The following is a 15,551-nucleotide window of genomic DNA, read 5'->3' as shown; positions in this document are numbered from 1 at the left end:
GATGCTAGACCGCCGGTTCCGAACCCGATGCCCCGGCGAGCGTACGGCCGGCCGGCCGCCGCTGTGGCAGCGCCGCCAGGCCCAGCACGAGCAGCAGCAGGACCGCGCCGAGCAGGAACGGCAGCGACAGGGCCGGCTGACCGAGCCATTCCCACGGCACGTGCCAGCGGGGATGCGGCTCGCTCAGGTGGTGCGTGAGCATCAGCGGCGCGCTCAGCAGGATCGGCGCGGCCCAGAACACCATCGCGACGCCGTACAGGAACTTCGCCGGCCCCTGCACCAGCCGGCGCCGTCCTTCGGTGCGCCGGCTGGCCCAGCCGAACAAGACCCAGCCACCCAGCGCGCCGAGTACGAAGGCGAGCAGACCGGCGGGATAGGCGGCGCCGGGGGTGGCGCGGCCGAGGGTGAGGCTCATCGAACCCTCGGCGTTGATTGCCACCGCGAGGACGTGGTCGTCGCGTGCGGCGTACACGGTGATGTCGGAGGGGATGGACGCCGGGTCGCATCGCGGACTGCCGGGGACGCAGCCGTACGCGTCGGACCGGACGGGCTCGCTCTGCTCCCACCCGGTGGCGTCCAGACGCTGCCGCAGCTCGGTGAGGCCGGCGGCCGGCATCTGGTCGAAGGACGCGCTCAGCTCGGCCGGCGCGTACTCGCCGCCGTCGCCGAGCAGCAGCTCGGACAGGAGATCCTCGTTCAGCGGGTGGCCGTAGATGAGGAACACGGCGGGCGGGTCGTCCTGGTCGAGGTGGCTGACCTGCCGGTCCGGATAGAGCTGTCCCACCACGGCGGCGAGGTCACGGTGGTCGAGCGGGCGGGAGCCGAGCCAGGCGAGCCAGGTGCCGAACGACGCGGCGAACAAGCCGCAGACCACCGCGAACACCGACGCCCAGGCCACCACGCTGCGGCTCGCCGGCCGTCCCAGCCGGGCGCGCAGACCGTGGCGTACGAGATTCGCCGCCACCCGGCTACGCCGGTGGGCCGAGCCGACGTCCCGTACCGTCTCCAGGATCTCGGCCCCGCGCGCGCGGCGGTAGTCACGGGGGTAGGCCAGCAGCAGCCAGCGGTGCACGGGTTTCTCCCAACGAGGCCGCGACGGGTGGGGGTCAGGCGGGGCGGGGCCGGAGGGCGCGCAGCCGGGACTCGGCGGCGGACGCGAGCTGCCGCAGCCGCTCGGTCTGGCGTGCCAGCTCGGCCTGGCCGTCGGCGCGCAGCCGGTAGTAGCGGCGCAGCCGGCCGTCGACCACCTCTTCGTGACTGAGTTCGACGAGGCCCTGCGCGACCAGGCGGTCCAGGGCGGCGTAGAGCGTGCCCGGCAGCAGGTTGACGCGACCGCCGGACAGGCCGGCGACGTCCTGGATGATCCCATAGCCGTGGCGCGGCTCGTCGGCCAGCGCGGTCAGGATCAGGAAGGTCGCCTCGCGCATCTCACCCACCGAGGCAACATATACAGCTGATCAATGCATGGTCAACGGTCGTCGAGCAGTTGTCGTCCGGCCATGAAGGCGCGCAGCGCCCCGGCGTCCTCGGCGGACATCAGCCAGCGGGGGATCACGGTGGCCGGCATCCGTCCCACGTACACGATCCAGAAGTCCGGGGTCTCGGTGACCCGCGTGACGCCGTCCCAGGCGATGCCGCCGGACTCCGAACCGCTGCGCATCATGATGTTGCGGTCGTCGATGTCGTAGCCGCCCTCGACGGCGTAGCCGCCGGAGCGGCGCCGGGCCCGCCACCGCACCCACGGCGCGTACAGCATCGACAGCACACCGGCCACGATGAATGCGGTCCACAGCGACGCGAAGCGGTCACCCCGGTCCGACGCCTGCGAGGCGATCCACCCGATAACCCCGATCGCGGCGAGGGCCGCGCCGATGTAGCCGAACCGGCGCAGCCGGGCGGCGGCGAGCGCGGCGGCCACGCGGGCCGGATAGGCAGGGTCGGCCGGTACGGCGAAACGGATCTGCATCGGCACCGAGGACCACCCACCGGACTCGTGTTCTGGACGGCGGGAGCGCTGCCCCGCGAAGACGTGCGGCTCCACGTTACCGGTGGCCGGCGGGGGTGCGGTTTTCCGCACCCCCACGGCTGGGGCCGGCCCGCGCAGGTCGGCGGCCGACCTCATGGTCCGGAACACGGCCGGTTCATAGCGTCATCGGCATGATCCGTTTGTGGCACGTAGCCGGCCGGCTGGCCGAGGAATCCGATCCGCCGCAGGGTGGGCTGGCCGGGTTGGTGACCGATCTGATGGAGCGGCTCGGCGCCCCGGGCGCCGGCTTGGCGGTGGCGCTGGAGAACCTGTTCCCGCCCATCCCGAGCGAGGTGATCCTGCCGCTGGCGGGGTTCACCGCCAGTCAGGGCCGGATGAACCTGTTCGCCGCGATCCTCTGGACCACCATCGGTTCGGTGGTGGGCGCGCTGGCGTTGTACTGCGTCGGGGCGGCGCTCGGACGTGACCGGGTCCGCGCGATCGCGGTACGGCTGCCGTTGATCCAGGTGAGCGACATCGACCGGACGGAGACGTGGTTCGCCCGGCACGGGGTGAAGACGGTCTTCCTGGGCCGCATGATCCCGATCTTCCGCAGCCTCATCTCCATCCCGGCCGGTGTGGAGCGCATGCCGGTCGCCACGTTCCTGCTCTACACCACGCTGGGCAGCCTGATCTGGAACACCGTGTTCGTGATGTCGGGCTACCTGCTCGGGGAGAACTGGCACTCGGTCGAGCCGTACGCCGGGACGTTCCAGCGGGTCGTCATCGTGGTGTGCGCGCTCGCCGTCGCGTACTTCGTCGTGTCCCGGCTGATCAGGGCGCGCCGTCCGCGACCGGCGACCGAGCACGCCGTACGCGGCACGCTGTACGGAACCCCGCGCCGGCCGGACGACAGCCGGTGACCGGTGGCTAGGTTGGCAGGCGGCCGGACACGCACCCGGCCGCCTGCCATCGACCCGGGACGACACGAGCCACGACGGGAGGCCCCGATGCCGGAGCACACGGTCCACGGCCGGCGGTCGCGCCTGGCCGCCGTGGCCCGGCGGGGCCGGCCGGTGGCGGCCGTGGCCGCCGGTGTGCTGACCGCCGTGGCCGAAGCCCTGTTCCTGCTCCTCGCCGGGCTCGCCGTGGTCGCGGTCTCGCCGGTGCCGGCGGTCCGCCGCCGCGTCGGTGCCACCACCATCCGGTACGCCCGGCGCGTCGCCGGGTGGGAGCGGCGCCGGCTGGCCGCGATCGCCTCGGAGGAACCGCCGGCACCGGTGCGGGCGAGCGGAGCGCGGGTCGTCGGCTATCTGGCCGCCCGGCTCCTGCCGGCGGCGCTCGGCGCGCTCACCGCCGGGCTGCTCGTGGTGGGCGTCGTGCTCGCCGCCATCGTGGTGCGCTCCTTCGTGGCGGGCACCATGACCGTCGCCGGCTTCCTGCTCCAGGTGCTGATCGGGGCCGCCCTGCTGGCGGTGAACCTCCAGGCGATGGCCGGCGTGGCGACGCTGGACCGCCGGCTGGCCCGCCGCCTGCTCGAATCCCACACGCGCGAGGCGTTGCAGCGGCGGATCAGCGAACTCGCGGTCAGCCGGGCCGGCGTCATCGCCGCTGTCGACGTCGAGCGCCAGCGCATCGAGCGCGACCTGCACGACGGGCTGCAACAACACCTCGTCGCCCTCGGCATGCTGCTCGGGCGGGCACGCCGCAGCCGCGACCCCGGCAAGGCACGCGCCCTTCTCACCCAGGCGCACGAGGACGCCCAGCGCGCCGTCGACGAGCTGCGGGAGGTGGCCTGGCGGGTCTACCCGTCCGCACTCGACCACACCACCCTCGACGAGGTGCTGACCATGGTGGCGCAGCGGTCGGCCACGCCCGTGAAGATCACCTACGATGTGCCGGTCCGGCCCGCCCGGCCGGTCGAGACCGTGCTCTACTTCGTCGCCTGCGAGGCGCTCACCAACGCCACCAAACACGCCCGGGCCACGCTCGTCGCGATCGAGATCGAGGCGCGGGACACGACGATCGGGATGCGTGTGCACGACGACGGCATCGGCGGCGCCGACCCGCACGGCAGCGGCCTGCAGGGGCTCGCCCGCCGGGTCGCCGCGCTCGACGGCCGGTTCGACGTGCACAGCCCACCCGGTGGACCCACCACGATCCGAGCGGAGCTGCCGTGCGCATAGTCCTCGCCGAAGACTCCACCCTGCTGCGCGAAGGGCTGGTCCGCCTCCTGGCCGACGAGGGACACCAGGTGCTGGCCGCCGCCGCGGATGCCGACCAGCTCGTCGCCGCCGTCGACGAGCACCGCCCCGACGCCGTCGTCACCGACGTCCGGATGCCGCCCACCAACACCGACGACGGACTGCGGGCCGCGCTGGAGATCCGCCGCCGCTGGCCGCACATCGCCGTGCTCGTCCTGTCCCAGTACGTCGAGAAGCGCTACGCCGCGAAGCTCCTCGCCGACCGGTCCGAAGGCGTCGGGTACGTCCTGAAGGACCGCGTCGCCCAGGTCGAGGAGTTCCTGGACGCGCTCGACCGCGTCGCCGCCGGCGCCACCGCGCTCGACCCCGAGGTCGTCCGGCAGCTCATGTCCGCCACGAGCCACGGCGACCCGCTGGGCCGCCTCACCCCGCGGGAACGCGACGTGCTGCACCACATGGCGCAGGGCCACACCAACGCCGCGATCGCCGGACGCCTGCACGTGTCGCAGAGCGCGGTCGAGAAGCACGTCAACACCATCTTCGACAAGCTCGACCTCACCCACGTGACCGGCTACAGCCGCCGCGTCCTGGCGATCCTGCGCTACCTCGGCTCCTGATCCCGCCCGGCCCGGGTCTGCACCGCGAGAGGGCCCGGCCGGTCAGATCCGGCGCAGCACCAGCGTCACGAAGCCCAGCACGCCGCGGTATCCGCGCAGCCACTGGTCGCGGTGCTCCCGGGCGGCGGCGAGCGCCTCGGCGGCATCCGGGTGACCCGGGTTGTCCAGCGCCCACTCGGTCAGCGAACCGGTCCACGACCACTCGTAGTCGTCCCACTCGGCGGCGTCGCTGACGTGCGCGTACACCGGGGTCCAGCCGGCCTGCTCGGCGGCCGCGACCAGGCCGTCGAGGTCGGTGTGGTCGTCGGGCTTCGCGCCCAGCGCCGCCAGCGCCTCCGGCGTCGGCGGCACCTGCCAGAATCCCTCGCCCACCATCAGGATGCCGTCGGCGTTCACGTGCCGGCCGGCCAGTTCCAGCGTCCCGCCGAACCCGCCGAACGCGTGCGTCGACCCGACGCACAGCACCAGGTCGTAGTCGCCGTCCGGCACGTACGACCGGGCGTCGCGCTCGTGCAGCGTGAGCCGGTCGGCGAGGCCGCGCACGGCGACGGCCTCGGTGGCGCGTTCGAGCGCGTACGGGTTGAGGTCCACGCCGTCGGCGTGCCCGTCCGGGTGGTGCGCGAGGGCCTGCAACGTCCAGGCGGCCTCGCCGCAGCCCAAATCGAGGATCCGGGCCGCCGGCCGGCGACCGGCCCGGCGCAGCAGCCGGTTGACGTTGACGCCGGAGAGCGGGGCCGCGATCGGGTGATGCGAGTGCGCGATGCTGCTGAGCCGTTGACGGTCCATCGCCGCAGTCAACACGAGGACGCCAGGCCCGCGCACCCCGGTTGCCGCGGCGGTCAGAGCCGGCAGACGATCGTCGCGTCGTCGGTGGCGACGCCGCCGCGCGCCTCGGCCTCGCGCACCCGGCGGACGACCTCGGCAGGGCCGTCGGTCGCCAGCAGGCGCAGCAGCCCCGGCCAGTCGGTCAGGCCGAACGTGTCGACGAGACGGCTCGCGCCGTTGCTGAGCATCGCCGCCGTGCGTACGCCGTCGGCCGGGCACTCGCCGGTGACGGCCTCGTCCACCACCCGGGGGTCGTCCTTGGCGACCCAGAACCCACCAGGGCTGTTCCGGTAGCCGCGCAGCTCCATCAGCAGCCGCCGGTACTCGTCGCCGCCCTCGGGCACGTCCTTCAGCCGCTCCTCGAAGGACCGGGCGATCACCACCTCGCGCGGATCGTGGGCGACGACGGGATCACCCGCCGCCCGGCCGACGACCGCGACCGCGTCGCCGAGGACCAGGTGCTCGACGGTCCCGCCGGAGAACCGGAGCATCGCCACGGCCGCGAACGGGCTGATCGGATGAGCGACGTCGCAGGTGCCGCGGTGCGCGTCGGTGACCCGCTCGATGCCCTCGGCCAGCACGTCGCGCAGGCTCCGCTCCTCAGAGAGCGCACCGAGCAGCGCGCCGCCGAGGCGGGTCGCGTACCAGGCGATGCCGTGGTGGCAGACCTCGTCCGCGCCGGCGATGCCACCGGCGCCGTCCACCAGGACCATGCCGCAGGGTACGGCGCCCGCGAAGTCCTCATTGGCCCGGCCGGGATGACCCGCGTCGGTCGCCATCGCTACCCGCATCGGCTCATCATGCCGTGATCGACCGGTACGCGGTGCCCCCGCGTCAGGAGGCCCGTAGCCACCGGACGGCCAGGCGGGCTCCCTGATGGAGCAGTACGCCGGCGCCGGTGTTGACGACGGCGAGCACTGCCGCACCGAGCAGTCCGGTGCCGACGTCCATCACGCCGGTCGCGACCAGCAGGACCGGCCAGCCCAGCGCGGCGGCGACGAGCGACGACCGCCACCAGCGCCCGAGGAGAACCCCGAACAGGATCAGCACCGGGATCATCGCGGGCGACCTCCCACCGTCGGCTCGTTCGAGCGTACGCCCGGCTCACCCCCGTTCAGCCGCCGGTCATGGCCCGGGCCGCGGCGAATCAGCCGTACGGGCGCGCCCGGGCCGCCAGGATGAGGTGATGCGCGCCAGTCAGAAGATCCGCCACCGGCACGCCGACGTCGACGGCCTGGAGGTGTTCTTCCGCGAGGCCGGACGGTCCGGCGACCCGGCGGTGCTGCTGCTGCACGGATTTCCCAGCTCGTCCCACACGTTCCGCGAGGTCATGCCCGCGCTCGCCGAGGGCGCGTACGTGCTCGCGCCCGACCTGCCCGGCTTCGGCATGTCCTCGTCGCCGACAGTCGCCGAGTACGACTACACGTTCGAGAACCTGTCGTGGACGGTCGAACGCCTCCTCGGCCGGCTCGACGTGGACCGGTTCTTCGTCTACCTGCACGACTTCGGCGCGCCGGTCGGATACCACCTGGCCACCCGTGCCCCGGAACGGATCCGCGGCCTCGTCGTGCAGAGCGGCAACGCGCACGCCGATGGACTCGGCACGCAGTGGGACACCGCGCGGGCGTACTGGGCCGACCCGGGCGAGGCCACCCGCGCCGCGCTGCCGGACTGGCTGACCTTCGCCGGCACCCGGGACCAGTACCTCGCCGGGCTGCCCGGCCACGTTCGCCCGTTGCAGGCACCGGAGGCGTGGCACCTGGACTGGGAGCGGATGACCCGGCCCGGCAACGTGGAGGCGCAGTTCGCGCTGTTCACCGACTACGCGAACCATGTCGCCCGGTTCGGCGAGATCGCCGCGTACCACCGCGCCCACCAGCCGCCGGCGCTCGTGCTGTGGGGCCGGCACGACGCGTACTTCGACGTGGCCGAGGTGCTCGCGTACCACCGCGTGCTCGACCGGATGGACGCGCACATCTACGACGGCGGCCATCTGCTGCTGGAGACGCACGCGGCCGAGTGCGCCGCGCTCATGCGCGCGTTCGTGCGGGACCACTCGTGAGCCGGCGCCGACCTTGCCCCGCGGCTGAAACACGAGCTGCATCACCGGCTGCGGCCGACGACCGGCCGAGACCCCGGCGGGCGCTGGACCGGAGCTGACGTCACGGAGCGGTCGGCGGCTTCGCCTTCTGCGGGTGGATCGTCTCGTGCCGGGCCAGCATGGCGACGAACTCGCCGATCTTGCGCTGCCGGGTCTCCGCGCGCTTGACCGCATTGAGCCGGTGGATGAGCGAGAACCTGTTGGCACTGGTGAGGACGTCGAACATGGCCTGGGCGGCGGGTTCGGCCGCGATGGCGGCGAGCAGGTCGGCGGGCACCTCGGCCTCCGACGGCGGCGCGTAGGCCGCCGCCCACCGGCCGTCCGCCTTCGCCGCCTCCACCGCGACCCGGCCCGCGGGCGTCATCCGCCCCTCCGACTCCAGCCGGGCCACGTGCGCGACGTTGCGCTGCGACCAGGAGCTGCGCGCCCGGCGCGGGGTGTACCGGATCCAGGAGCTCTCGTGGTCGCGCTTGCGGCCCTGCCCGTCGATCCAGCCGAAGCACAGCGCCTCGTCGACCGCCTGCTGCCAGGTCAGCGTGGTGATCGTGCCGCCCTTGCGGCCCAGCGCGAGCCAGACACCGGGCGACGTGTCGTGGTTGGCGGACAGCCACGCGCGCAGCGCCTGCGCGTCGGGCACGATCAGCTCGTCCAGCTCCTCGCTCGGCATGGCGGTCAGGCTATGGCGGGGGTACGACATCATCGGCGGGCCGCCAGCAACTCGACACCACAGTCGGCTGGCTCGTGCTCACCCCACCCGCCGCGCTGGCCGTGGACGGTTCCCGGACCGGCCGTGCTCGGTGACGTCCCGGCCTAGACACCGCCCGCGTTGTGCCGCGCCACCAGGTCCGGCAGCTCGTCCAGCGAGTCGATGCGGAACCGGCACCGGTCGGCCACGTCCGGCATGTCGAGGATGTGGCCCCACGGGCCGCGCCGGATCAGACACGCGGCCATACCGGCGGCCATCGCCGGGGCGGCGTCGTTGTCCGGCCGGTCACCGACGTACAGGATCGCCGACGCGTCGCCGCCGCCCTCGCGGACGACCCGGGCGAAGAACTCCGGCGCCGGTTTCGCCACGCCCCAGGCCGCCGACGTGCCGATCACGTCCACCGGCAGGTCAAGCGCCCGCAGCGTCGCCTCGGCGTGTTCCGGCTGGTTGCCGGCCAGGCCGACGCGCAATCCCTGCTCCCGCAGGGCGGCCAGGCACGCCCGCGCGTCCGGGTAGAGATCCTCCTCGCCGAACCACTCCGGGTCACCGGCCGCGACCCGGCGCGCGAGTTCGGCGGTGAGATCGAAGTCGGGCCGGAAGGCCCGGAACACCTCCTGGTAGTCCAGGCCCCGCGCGATCACCGCGCCGAAGACGGCGGAGAACGTGTGCCGTGGCACGCCGAGCCAGTCCGCCCAGGTCGCGAACTCGCGGGTCTCGTCGAGGATCGTCCCGCCCACGTCGAAGAAGACCGCCCGGATCATCAGCGGATCGTACTGTCGTTGATCAGCCTGTGGGGACCGCCCTGGTGGCGCAGACTGCCCGCATGAATCCCGCCTTCCTCCCCGAACCGCCGCAGAGCCCGGCGGCGAAAGCCGCGTACGAGGACGACCTCGCCGCCGACGGCTACGTCAACAACCTCACCCGCGTCTGGTGCTGGCGTCCCGACGTGCTGATGTCGTTCCAGAACACGCGCACCGAGCTGTTGTCCGCGTCGACGCTGTCCTCGCGGGAGGTTGCGGTGCTGGTCGCCGCCACCGCCGCCGCCCGGGGCGACTCGTACTGCGCGCTGGCCTGGGGCGCGCGGCTGGCCGGGATGAGCGACGAGGCGACGGCGGCCGGGGTGCTGCGCGGCACCGAGGCGGACCTGTCCGAGCGGGAGACGGCGCTCGCCGACTGGTCCCGCCGGGTCGTGACGGACCCGAACGCCACCATCGAAGCCGACACGCAACGCCTGCGCGACGCCGGCCTGAGCGACCGGGAGATCTTCGAGGCGACCACGCTGATCGCGTTCCGGCTGGCCTTCTCCACTGTGAACGACGCGCTCGGCGCGCGGCCGGACGCGCAACTGGCGGAGAAGGCGCCACCGCTCGTCCGGGAGGCGGTCACGTTCGGCCGCCCGGTCTGAGCGAGCGGGCACGCCCCGACGCCGGGGCGGCCTCGGGGCAGCGGGCCTCCACGCGACCGGAGATCATCATCTGGTGACCGACACCGCCGCGTACACCTTGGCCGTTCCGCCGTTGTTCGCCGCCCTGGCCCCGGCACGCGACGTCCTGATCGCCGGCGCCGGTGGCGGCTTCGACGTGTACGCCGGCCTGCCGTTGGCGCTGGCGCTGTGGCAGGCCGGCAAGCGGGTACACCTGGCCAGCCTCTCCTTCTCGGAGCTGGAGCTGCTCGACCGGCAGGTGTGGGTGGACGAGCACGTCGCGGCCATCCGGCCGGACACCCTCAGCCCCGACTGGTACTTCCCGGAGGCGCACCTGGCCCGCTGGCTGGCGGGCCGCGACCTGCCGCCGACCGTGCACGCCTTCCCGCCGTTGGGCGTGCAGCCGCTGCGCGAGGCGTACCGGCACCTGGTCGACCGGCTCGACCTCGACGCGATCGTACTCGTCGACGGCGGCACCGACATCCTGCTGCGCGGCGACGAGAGCGGCCTGGGCACCCCGGTGGAGGACATCACCAGCCTGGCCGCCGTGGCCGGGCTGGACGTGCCGATCCGGTTGGTGAGCAGCCTCGGGTTCGGCATCGACGCGCACGACGGCGTCAACCACGTCGAGGTGCTGGAGAACCTGGCCGTGCTCGACCGGGAGGGCGCCTACCTCGGCGCACTGTCCATTCCGGGCTCCAGCCGTGAGGCGGTGCTCTACCGCGAGGCGGTCGCGCAGGCCCAGGCCGCCACCCCGCACCGGCCGAGCATCGTCCAGGGGCAGATCGCCGCCGCCACCGGCGGCGCGTGCGGAGACGTACGGTTCAGCCGGCGCACCGGCCACGGCGACCTGTTCGTCAACCCCCTCATGGCGATCTACTTCTCCGTCGACCTGCCCCGGCTCGCCGCCCGCTGCCTCTACCTCGACCGGATCGAGAACACGATCGGGCGTCGTCAGGTCATCACCCGCATCGAGGCGTTCCGCGACGAGCTGCGGGCCACCCGGATCCCGCGGGCGTATCCGCACTGACGGCCACGGCATGTCGTACCGGTGTGGGAGGGTCCGGGCATGACGACGTTCGTGCTCATCCACGGTGGCGGGGGCAGCGCGTGGGACTGGCATCTGCTGGTTCCCGAGCTGGTCGCCCGGGGTCACGACGCGGTGGTGCCGGAGCTGCCGATCGGGGACCGGTCGGCGGGGTTCGCCGACTTCCGCCAGGCGGTGATCGACGCCGTCGGTGATCGCGACGACCTCGTGGTGGTCGGGCACTCGTACGGCGCGTTCACCGCACCGCTGGTCGCCGACCGGCTGCCGGTGCGGCTGCTGGTCCTGCTCACCCCGATGATTCCGCGGCCCGGTGAGAAGCCGGGGGACTGGTGGGGCAACACCGGCTACCGCGAGCCGGAGGGGCTCAGTGAGGAGCAGCAGTTCTACAACGGCGTGCCGGCCGAGATCGTCGCCGAGGCGCCCGCGCACGGCCGGGAGCAGGTGAGCGCGGAGTGGGACGAGCCGTGGCCGCTGCCCACCTGGCCGGCCGTGCCGACGGCGGTGCTGATCGGCCGCGACGACCGGTTCTTCCCCGCCGATTTCCAACGCCGGGTGGCCGCCGACCGGCTCGGCGTGGTGCCGGACGAGATCGACGGCGGCCACGCGGTGGTGCTCAGTCGTCCGGGCCCGCTCGCCGACCGGCTGACCGCCTACCTGTCGGACTGAGCGTCAGGTTGCCGGGTCCAGGACCGCAGGGTCGCCCCGGATGCCCGCTGCCCGGGCGGGTCTGGTGGCCCTCCTGGGCCGGGTGATCAGGGCTGCGATGTCCGCCGCGCCAGGTGGACGGTGACGTCGGCGGTGACCTCGACCGTGCCGGGCAGGACGTCCCGGACGCGGCGGAACACCTGCTCGCGTACCGGCGGTGGCAGTTCGAGATAGGCCGAGACGGTCGACAGGAGACCGACGTACTCGTCGGCGTCCGTCGTGATCCGCCGTTCGATGACCTCCTGGCGCACGTCGGCGAACCATTCGGAGGCACGCAGTTCGGTGCCGGGCCACTGCATGCCGGCCGCCGGTGGCGTTCCGTCCGGCGACGGGATCTCGTCGTCGGCGAGGTACCCGGACCGGGCCGCGGCCACCGCGTCGCGCAGCGCCGGGTCGGCCAGCCGCAGCGGGCCGCCGAACGAGGCGAACACGCCACCGGGCGCGAGCAGCGCGGCCATCCGCTCCCACCGCCGGTCCGGGGCCGTCCAGTGCAGCGCCGCCGCCGCGTACACCAGGTCGTGGCGCTCGTCGGCGTGCAGCCGCTCGAACGCGGCCTGCCGGACCCGGACGTCCGAGGGAACGTGCCGGCGCAGTTCGGCGAGCATCGCGGGGTCCGGGTCGGTGGCGGTGACCGCGATGCCGCGCCGGGCGAACACCCGGGTGGCCTTCCCGGTCCCGGCACCGATCTCCAGGGCGGTCCGGACGGGCCGATCCGCGTACGCCAGCACCAGGTCGGCGAGTTCCTCGGGATAGCCGGGCCGGAACCGCTCGTACGCCTGCGCGGCCGCTCCGAAGCTCAACGCACGACCCGGCATGCCGGCCATCCTCCCACGATCGGTCCTTCGTTCGCGGCTATCGTGCGCGGCGTGAGCGAAACCGGCTGGCTGGACGACACCCGCACCTCCTACGACACAGTGGCGTCCAGTTACGCCGACCTGCTGCGCGACGCCCTGGCGAACGAGCCGTTCCAGCGCGGCATCCTGGCTCTCTTCGCCGAGCTGGTCCGGGCGCGAGGGAGCGGGCCGGTCGCGGACGTCGGCTGCGGGCCGGGCCGGATCACCCGGCATCTCCACGATCTGGGCTTGAGCGCGTTCGGCGTCGACCTGTCACCGGCGATGATCGACCTGGCGCGGCGCGACCACCCGAGCCTCCGCTTCGAGGTGGGCTCGATGACCCGTCTCGACCTCACCGACGAGTGCCTGACCGGGTTGCTCGCCTGGTTCTCCCTGATCCACGTCCCGGACGACGAGGTGCCCGCCGTCCTCGCCGGATTCCACCGGGTGCTGCGGCCCGGCGGCGTCGTGCTGCTCGGATTCCACGCCGGTGACGGCAGCCGGCTCAAGACAGAGGGGTACGGCGGGCACCCGATGCGCGTCCACGTGCACCGCCGTCCACCGTGGCGCGTCGCGGCCTGGCTGACCGACGCCGGTTTCACCGTCGAGGCCGAGATGACGCATCACCCCGCGCCGGAGGTCGAGGGCGGCTTCGTCTTCGCCCACCGGTGACGTCGGCGGGCTACGCGTCCGGATCCCACGCTGCGATCCGGTCGAGTACGCGCCGATCGCCCTCGATGGTGAGCGCGTCCAGCGGTATCCGGCCGTAGAAGGCCAGGACCAGGTCACCGGCGGTGGAACGGGCGGCGGTGTCGGCCGGGCCCGCATCGGCTCCGGCGGGCAGGCGGGTGACCCGTGCACCGTCGGGGGAGAGCCGCACGCGCCACGATCCGCCCTCGGTGAGGTGGTAGTCGAGGACGGCCGGCTCGTACGGCCGCGGCACAGTTGTCGCGCAGCAGGTGAACAGGAAGTCCTCCACGCCGTCGAGGGCCACCTCGACCGGCAACGGCTGCGGCGCGCCCACGGTGAGCTGGGCGTCGTAGGTGTGCACCGCGATCTCCTGGAGCTGGTGCCGGGCGACGGCGCCGCAGTTCTGCGGGGACTGCGACGTGTCCCACCACGTCCAGCAGCCACGATCGGGTCCGGCGTCGCGCAGCGCGGCCAGCAGCCGCTCGGTGGACTCGGCCAGCCAGTCCCGCAGCGCCGCACGGTCCCGGGGTGCGCCCGGACCGTCCGGCGCGGCCCGCCCGGACGCCTCCGGTCCGGCCGCGACGGTGGTCGCCCACGAGCGGCGTCCCTCGCCGATGTGCCGGGCCAGGTCGAACAGCGTCCACTCGGGGCAGGTCGGCACCGGCGCGTCGAGGTCCGGCGCGGCGGCGACCGCGTCCCGGAACGCGGCCGACCGGTCGTCGATCAGCCGCAGCCGATCGGCAAACGTCAGGGGTTGGGTCACTCCGGCTGTCTACCACCGTGCCCGGAAGCCCGACAGCGAGTTTCGGCGAGCACGTGCGCGGCAACGGCGTCGGCCACCTGCTCGGGCGGGGCGGAGGCGTCGATCAGACGGACGTCGGTCACTGACGCGAACGTGGCGAGCGCCCGGGCGACGTGGTCGTGCCGCCAGCCGCGCGCGCCGACCTCGACCTGGTCGGCGTCGATCCGGGCCCGCAACCGGTCCTCGGGGAGCGTGAGCACGACCTCTCGGACGTCGGTGCCCGCGGTGCGGATGCCGTCGAGGATCTCCGCGCGGTACGCCGGGTCGAGCAGGCTCATCGGCACGATCCAGACGCCCGGGTGGTGCCGGTCCAGCCCGGTGACCGTCTGGACGACGAGGTGACGCCACAGTGGCAGGTCCTGGAAGTCGCCGGTGGGGGAGGTGACGATCGCGGTGAGCATCGAGCCGAGGAACTCCGGGTCGAACAGCCGCGCGTCCGGCAGCGCGCTCGTGAGCAGCCGCGCGGTGGTCGTCTTGCCGACACCGAACGCACCGTTGATCCAGACGATCACGCGATCATGATGCCATCACTCGGCGAAGTCGACGCCGGCCAGCGGCACGCCCCGGTACGCGGCGAGCCGCTCGGCCTCCGCGATGACCGCCTCGCGTGCGCTGCCGGTGAGCTTGCGCCACGGCTGAACGGCGACGGTGAAGGTCCGGCCGGACTTGCGGGGCCGCCACGTGCCGGCCAGATCCCCGTCGGCCAGCACCGCGCCGGGGCGGCCCAGCACCGGCCACAGCTCCTTGACGCGAGCCGCGTCCGGCACCAGCGTCGCCCGGTCCTTCGCCTGGAGGAACAGGTCGAACGGGCCGAGCAGGCGCGTCGTCGTCGCCTCGGCCGACGCCAGCGCGGCCTCGTCGGCGGAGAGCAGCCAGCGCGTCTCGCCGTCGACACTCACCTCGGCCGCGTCGCCCGGCCAGTGGGCCTTGACCTCCTTGACCGGGGCGTCGAGGTAGTCGGCCACGTGCTTCGGGGTGGCCGGGCCGAGCAGCCGCAGGTAGGCGCGGACGACGTCGAACCGGTCGCCGGGCGCGCCGGCCGGACGGAATCGGGGGATGCGTTCCAGGACCGGCGGTGAGGTGTCGAGCCGCAGTTCCAGGCCGGCTCGCACGGCGGCCAGCCGGAACGGCATCTCGTAGAGGTGGGTGGCGTTGCACGGCCGGCAGAACCGCAGGTAGGGCTCGGGCATCACCTCGGCCAGGCGACCGGAGACCTCGCCCTTGACCGTCGGCTCGCGGACGATCTCCCGCATCCGCGCGGCCACCTCGTCGAGCGCGGCGACGATGCCGATGCCCGCCGCCTTCAACGGCTTCGCCGCGTCGTAGATGCGCTTGCCCGCGTCGGTGTCGGAGAACGGCTCGACCGCGGCGGCCACCGCGCCCACGTCGGCACGGCGGTAGAGGTGCGGGGCGCCGCGTACGGTCCAGAGCAGGGCCAGGTCGTCACCGGTCAGCGGGGCCACATCGACACCGCGCGCGGCGAGCGCCCACCGGCCGCCGTCGGAGCCGGTGTCCTGCACGCCGATGTCGAGCACGGCGGTGTCGGCGAGCGAGCCCTCGGCCCGGTCGAGCTGCTGAGCGCGGACCCGGAAGGCCATCACCTGGCGCCTGTCGATCATCGCCACAGCGTA

The 15,551-nt window shown here is 73.6% G+C and carries 20 protein-coding genes; 8 read left to right on the top strand and 12 right to left on the bottom strand.

The genetic code is table 11. The features are described 5' to 3' along the window. Positions 1–4: 4 nt before the first annotated feature. From ABIH81_RS25955 to ABIH81_RS25945, 3 genes are read right to left on the bottom strand one after another with little or no spacing between them, the layout of a single operon-like run. Positions 5–1,072, bottom strand: a complete 1,068-nt coding sequence (locus ABIH81_RS25955) for a hypothetical protein (RefSeq protein WP_349877487.1) — start codon at positions 1,070–1,072, stop codon at positions 5–7. Between the two features lie 34 nt (positions 1,073–1,106). Then, positions 1,107–1,427 (bottom strand): PadR family transcriptional regulator, encoded by a 321-nt coding sequence (locus tag ABIH81_RS25950; RefSeq protein ID WP_349881200.1) that lies wholly within the window; start codon positions 1,425–1,427, stop codon positions 1,107–1,109. A gap of 41 nt (positions 1,428–1,468) precedes the next feature. Beyond that, entirely contained in the window at positions 1,469–1,966 is a 498-nt protein-coding gene (locus ABIH81_RS25945) for a YcxB family protein (RefSeq protein ID WP_349881199.1), read from the bottom strand. 191 nt (positions 1,967–2,157) lie between these two features. Between ABIH81_RS25945 and ABIH81_RS25940 the strand changes: the two genes are divergently transcribed. The 3 genes from ABIH81_RS25940 to ABIH81_RS25930 all read left to right on the top strand — a co-directional run bounded on the left by ABIH81_RS25940 (position 2,158) and on the right by ABIH81_RS25930 (position 4,787). Further along, positions 2,158–2,889 (top strand): DedA family protein, encoded by a 732-nt coding sequence (locus ABIH81_RS25940; RefSeq protein ID WP_349877486.1) that lies wholly within the window; start codon positions 2,158–2,160, stop codon positions 2,887–2,889. Positions 2,890–2,976: 87 nt separating this feature from the next. Beyond that, positions 2,977–4,152 (top strand): histidine kinase, encoded by a 1,176-nt coding sequence (locus tag ABIH81_RS25935; RefSeq protein ID WP_349877485.1) that lies wholly within the window; start codon positions 2,977–2,979, stop codon positions 4,150–4,152. Continuing rightward, positions 4,143–4,787 (top strand): response regulator transcription factor, encoded by a 645-nt coding sequence (locus ABIH81_RS25930; protein ID WP_349877484.1) that lies wholly within the window; start codon positions 4,143–4,145, stop codon positions 4,785–4,787. The genes ABIH81_RS25935 and ABIH81_RS25930 overlap by 10 nt, the downstream gene beginning before the upstream one ends. 42 nt (positions 4,788–4,829) lie before the next feature. Here ABIH81_RS25930 and ABIH81_RS25925 read toward each other — a convergent pair whose 3' ends face one another. Genes ABIH81_RS25925 through ABIH81_RS25915 form a run of 3 tightly spaced genes read right to left on the bottom strand, consistent with a single transcriptional unit; the run spans position 4,830 to position 6,671 of the window. Then, entirely contained in the window at positions 4,830–5,573 is a 744-nt protein-coding gene (locus ABIH81_RS25925) for a class I SAM-dependent methyltransferase (RefSeq protein ID WP_349877483.1), read from the bottom strand. 53 nt (positions 5,574–5,626) lie between these two features. Beyond that, on the bottom strand, positions 5,627–6,403 hold the full coding sequence (locus ABIH81_RS25920) for a hypothetical protein (protein ID WP_349877482.1): 777 nt from the start codon (positions 6,401–6,403) through the stop codon (positions 5,627–5,629). 43 nt (positions 6,404–6,446) lie between these two features. Next, complete coding sequence (locus tag ABIH81_RS25915; RefSeq protein ID WP_349877481.1) at positions 6,447–6,671, bottom strand: hypothetical protein; 225 nt, start codon at positions 6,669–6,671, stop codon at positions 6,447–6,449. Between the two features lie 127 nt (positions 6,672–6,798). On the opposite strand from ABIH81_RS25915, the gene ABIH81_RS25910 reads away from it, so the two are divergent. After that, on the top strand, positions 6,799–7,674 hold the full coding sequence (locus tag ABIH81_RS25910; protein WP_349877480.1) for an alpha/beta hydrolase: 876 nt from the start codon (positions 6,799–6,801) through the stop codon (positions 7,672–7,674). Between the two features lie 100 nt (positions 7,675–7,774). Here the strand turns inward: ABIH81_RS25910 and ABIH81_RS25905 are convergent, their stop codons facing one another. After that, a complete protein-coding gene (locus ABIH81_RS25905; protein WP_349877479.1) occupies positions 7,775–8,380 on the bottom strand; it encodes a YdeI/OmpD-associated family protein in 606 nt (201 codons plus the stop codon). A gap of 143 nt (positions 8,381–8,523) precedes the next feature. Continuing rightward, positions 8,524–9,180 (bottom strand): HAD family hydrolase, encoded by a 657-nt coding sequence (locus ABIH81_RS25900; RefSeq protein WP_349877478.1) that lies wholly within the window; start codon positions 9,178–9,180, stop codon positions 8,524–8,526. A gap of 62 nt (positions 9,181–9,242) precedes the next feature. Between ABIH81_RS25900 and ABIH81_RS25895 the strand changes: the two genes are divergently transcribed. The 3 genes from ABIH81_RS25895 to ABIH81_RS25885 all read left to right on the top strand — a co-directional run bounded on the left by ABIH81_RS25895 (position 9,243) and on the right by ABIH81_RS25885 (position 11,556). After that, the gene (locus ABIH81_RS25895) at positions 9,243–9,824 is read left to right on the top strand and encodes a hypothetical protein (protein ID WP_349877477.1); all 582 of its coding nucleotides are present in this window, start codon (positions 9,243–9,245) and stop codon (positions 9,822–9,824) included. 73 nt (positions 9,825–9,897) lie between these two features. Beyond that, positions 9,898–10,872, top strand: coding sequence for a DUF1152 domain-containing protein (locus ABIH81_RS25890; RefSeq protein WP_349877476.1), 975 nt, complete (start codon positions 9,898–9,900; stop codon positions 10,870–10,872). 39 nt (positions 10,873–10,911) lie between these two features. Next, on the top strand, positions 10,912–11,556 hold the full coding sequence (locus tag ABIH81_RS25885) for an alpha/beta hydrolase (protein WP_349877475.1): 645 nt from the start codon (positions 10,912–10,914) through the stop codon (positions 11,554–11,556). An 86-nt stretch (positions 11,557–11,642) separates the two neighbouring features. Here the strand turns inward: ABIH81_RS25885 and ABIH81_RS25880 are convergent, their stop codons facing one another. Next, positions 11,643–12,410 carry a methyltransferase domain-containing protein gene (locus ABIH81_RS25880; RefSeq protein WP_349877474.1) on the bottom strand — a complete coding sequence of 256 codons (768 nt, stop codon included), beginning with the start codon at positions 12,408–12,410 and terminating at the stop codon, positions 11,643–11,645. 42 nt (positions 12,411–12,452) lie between these two features. Here ABIH81_RS25880 and ABIH81_RS25875 point away from each other — a divergent pair, with 42 nt between their 5' ends. After that, positions 12,453–13,100 carry a class I SAM-dependent methyltransferase gene (locus ABIH81_RS25875; protein ID WP_349877473.1) on the top strand — a complete coding sequence of 216 codons (648 nt, stop codon included), beginning with the start codon at positions 12,453–12,455 and terminating at the stop codon, positions 13,098–13,100. A gap of 10 nt (positions 13,101–13,110) precedes the next feature. On the opposite strand, the gene ABIH81_RS25870 is transcribed toward ABIH81_RS25875, so the two are convergent. From ABIH81_RS25870 to ABIH81_RS25860, 3 genes are read right to left on the bottom strand one after another with little or no spacing between them, the layout of a single operon-like run. Further along, a complete protein-coding gene (locus ABIH81_RS25870) occupies positions 13,111–13,881 on the bottom strand; it encodes a maleylpyruvate isomerase N-terminal domain-containing protein (RefSeq protein WP_349877472.1) in 771 nt (256 codons plus the stop codon). Continuing rightward, positions 13,878–14,432, bottom strand: a complete 555-nt coding sequence (locus ABIH81_RS25865; RefSeq protein WP_349877471.1) for an AAA family ATPase — start codon at positions 14,430–14,432, stop codon at positions 13,878–13,880. The genes ABIH81_RS25870 and ABIH81_RS25865 overlap by 4 nt, the downstream gene beginning before the upstream one ends. A 15-nt stretch (positions 14,433–14,447) precedes the next feature. Further along, complete coding sequence (locus tag ABIH81_RS25860; protein ID WP_349877470.1) at positions 14,448–15,539, bottom strand: winged helix DNA-binding domain-containing protein; 1,092 nt, start codon at positions 15,537–15,539, stop codon at positions 14,448–14,450. Positions 15,540–15,551 lie beyond the last annotated feature (12 nt).

Source organism: Micromonospora sp. HUAS YX12 (assembly GCF_040215685.1).
In the GTDB taxonomy this organism is placed as follows: domain Bacteria; phylum Actinomycetota; class Actinomycetes; order Mycobacteriales; family Micromonosporaceae; genus Micromonospora; species Micromonospora tulbaghiae.
Note: the sequence above shows the minus strand (reverse complement) of the source record. Positions and strands in the feature narration are given on the sequence as shown.

What these genes read in the sequence shown, in the direction of transcription:
- ABIH81_RS25950 (WP_349881200.1), bottom strand. Translation starts at nt 1,427, where the DNA reads ATGCGCGAGGCGACCTTCCTGATCCTGACCGCGCTGGCCGACGAGCCG.
- ABIH81_RS25945 (WP_349881199.1), bottom strand. Translation starts at nt 1,966, where the DNA reads ATGCAGATCCGTTTCGCCGTACCGGCCGACCCTGCCTATCCGGCCCGC.
- ABIH81_RS25940 (WP_349877486.1), top strand. Translation starts at nt 2,158, where the DNA reads ATGATCCGTTTGTGGCACGTAGCCGGCCGGCTGGCCGAGGAATCCGAT.
- ABIH81_RS25935 (WP_349877485.1), top strand. Translation starts at nt 2,977, where the DNA reads ATGCCGGAGCACACGGTCCACGGCCGGCGGTCGCGCCTGGCCGCCGTG.
- ABIH81_RS25925 (WP_349877483.1), bottom strand. Translation starts at nt 5,573, where the DNA reads ATGGACCGTCAACGGCTCAGCAGCATCGCGCACTCGCATCACCCGATC.
- ABIH81_RS25920 (WP_349877482.1), bottom strand. Translation starts at nt 6,403, where the DNA reads ATGCGGGTAGCGATGGCGACCGACGCGGGTCATCCCGGCCGGGCCAAT.
- ABIH81_RS25915 (WP_349877481.1), bottom strand. Translation starts at nt 6,671, where the DNA reads ATGATCCCGGTGCTGATCCTGTTCGGGGTTCTCCTCGGGCGCTGGTGG.
- ABIH81_RS25910 (WP_349877480.1), top strand. Translation starts at nt 6,799, where the DNA reads ATGCGCGCCAGTCAGAAGATCCGCCACCGGCACGCCGACGTCGACGGC.
- ABIH81_RS25905 (WP_349877479.1), bottom strand. Translation starts at nt 8,380, where the DNA reads ATGCCGAGCGAGGAGCTGGACGAGCTGATCGTGCCCGACGCGCAGGCG.
- ABIH81_RS25900 (WP_349877478.1), bottom strand. Translation starts at nt 9,180, where the DNA reads ATGATCCGGGCGGTCTTCTTCGACGTGGGCGGGACGATCCTCGACGAG.
- ABIH81_RS25895 (WP_349877477.1), top strand. Translation starts at nt 9,243, where the DNA reads ATGAATCCCGCCTTCCTCCCCGAACCGCCGCAGAGCCCGGCGGCGAAA.
- ABIH81_RS25885 (WP_349877475.1), top strand. Translation starts at nt 10,912, where the DNA reads ATGACGACGTTCGTGCTCATCCACGGTGGCGGGGGCAGCGCGTGGGAC.
- ABIH81_RS25880 (WP_349877474.1), bottom strand. Translation starts at nt 12,410, where the DNA reads ATGCCGGGTCGTGCGTTGAGCTTCGGAGCGGCCGCGCAGGCGTACGAG.
- ABIH81_RS25860 (WP_349877470.1), bottom strand. Translation starts at nt 15,539, where the DNA reads ATGATCGACAGGCGCCAGGTGATGGCCTTCCGGGTCCGCGCTCAGCAG.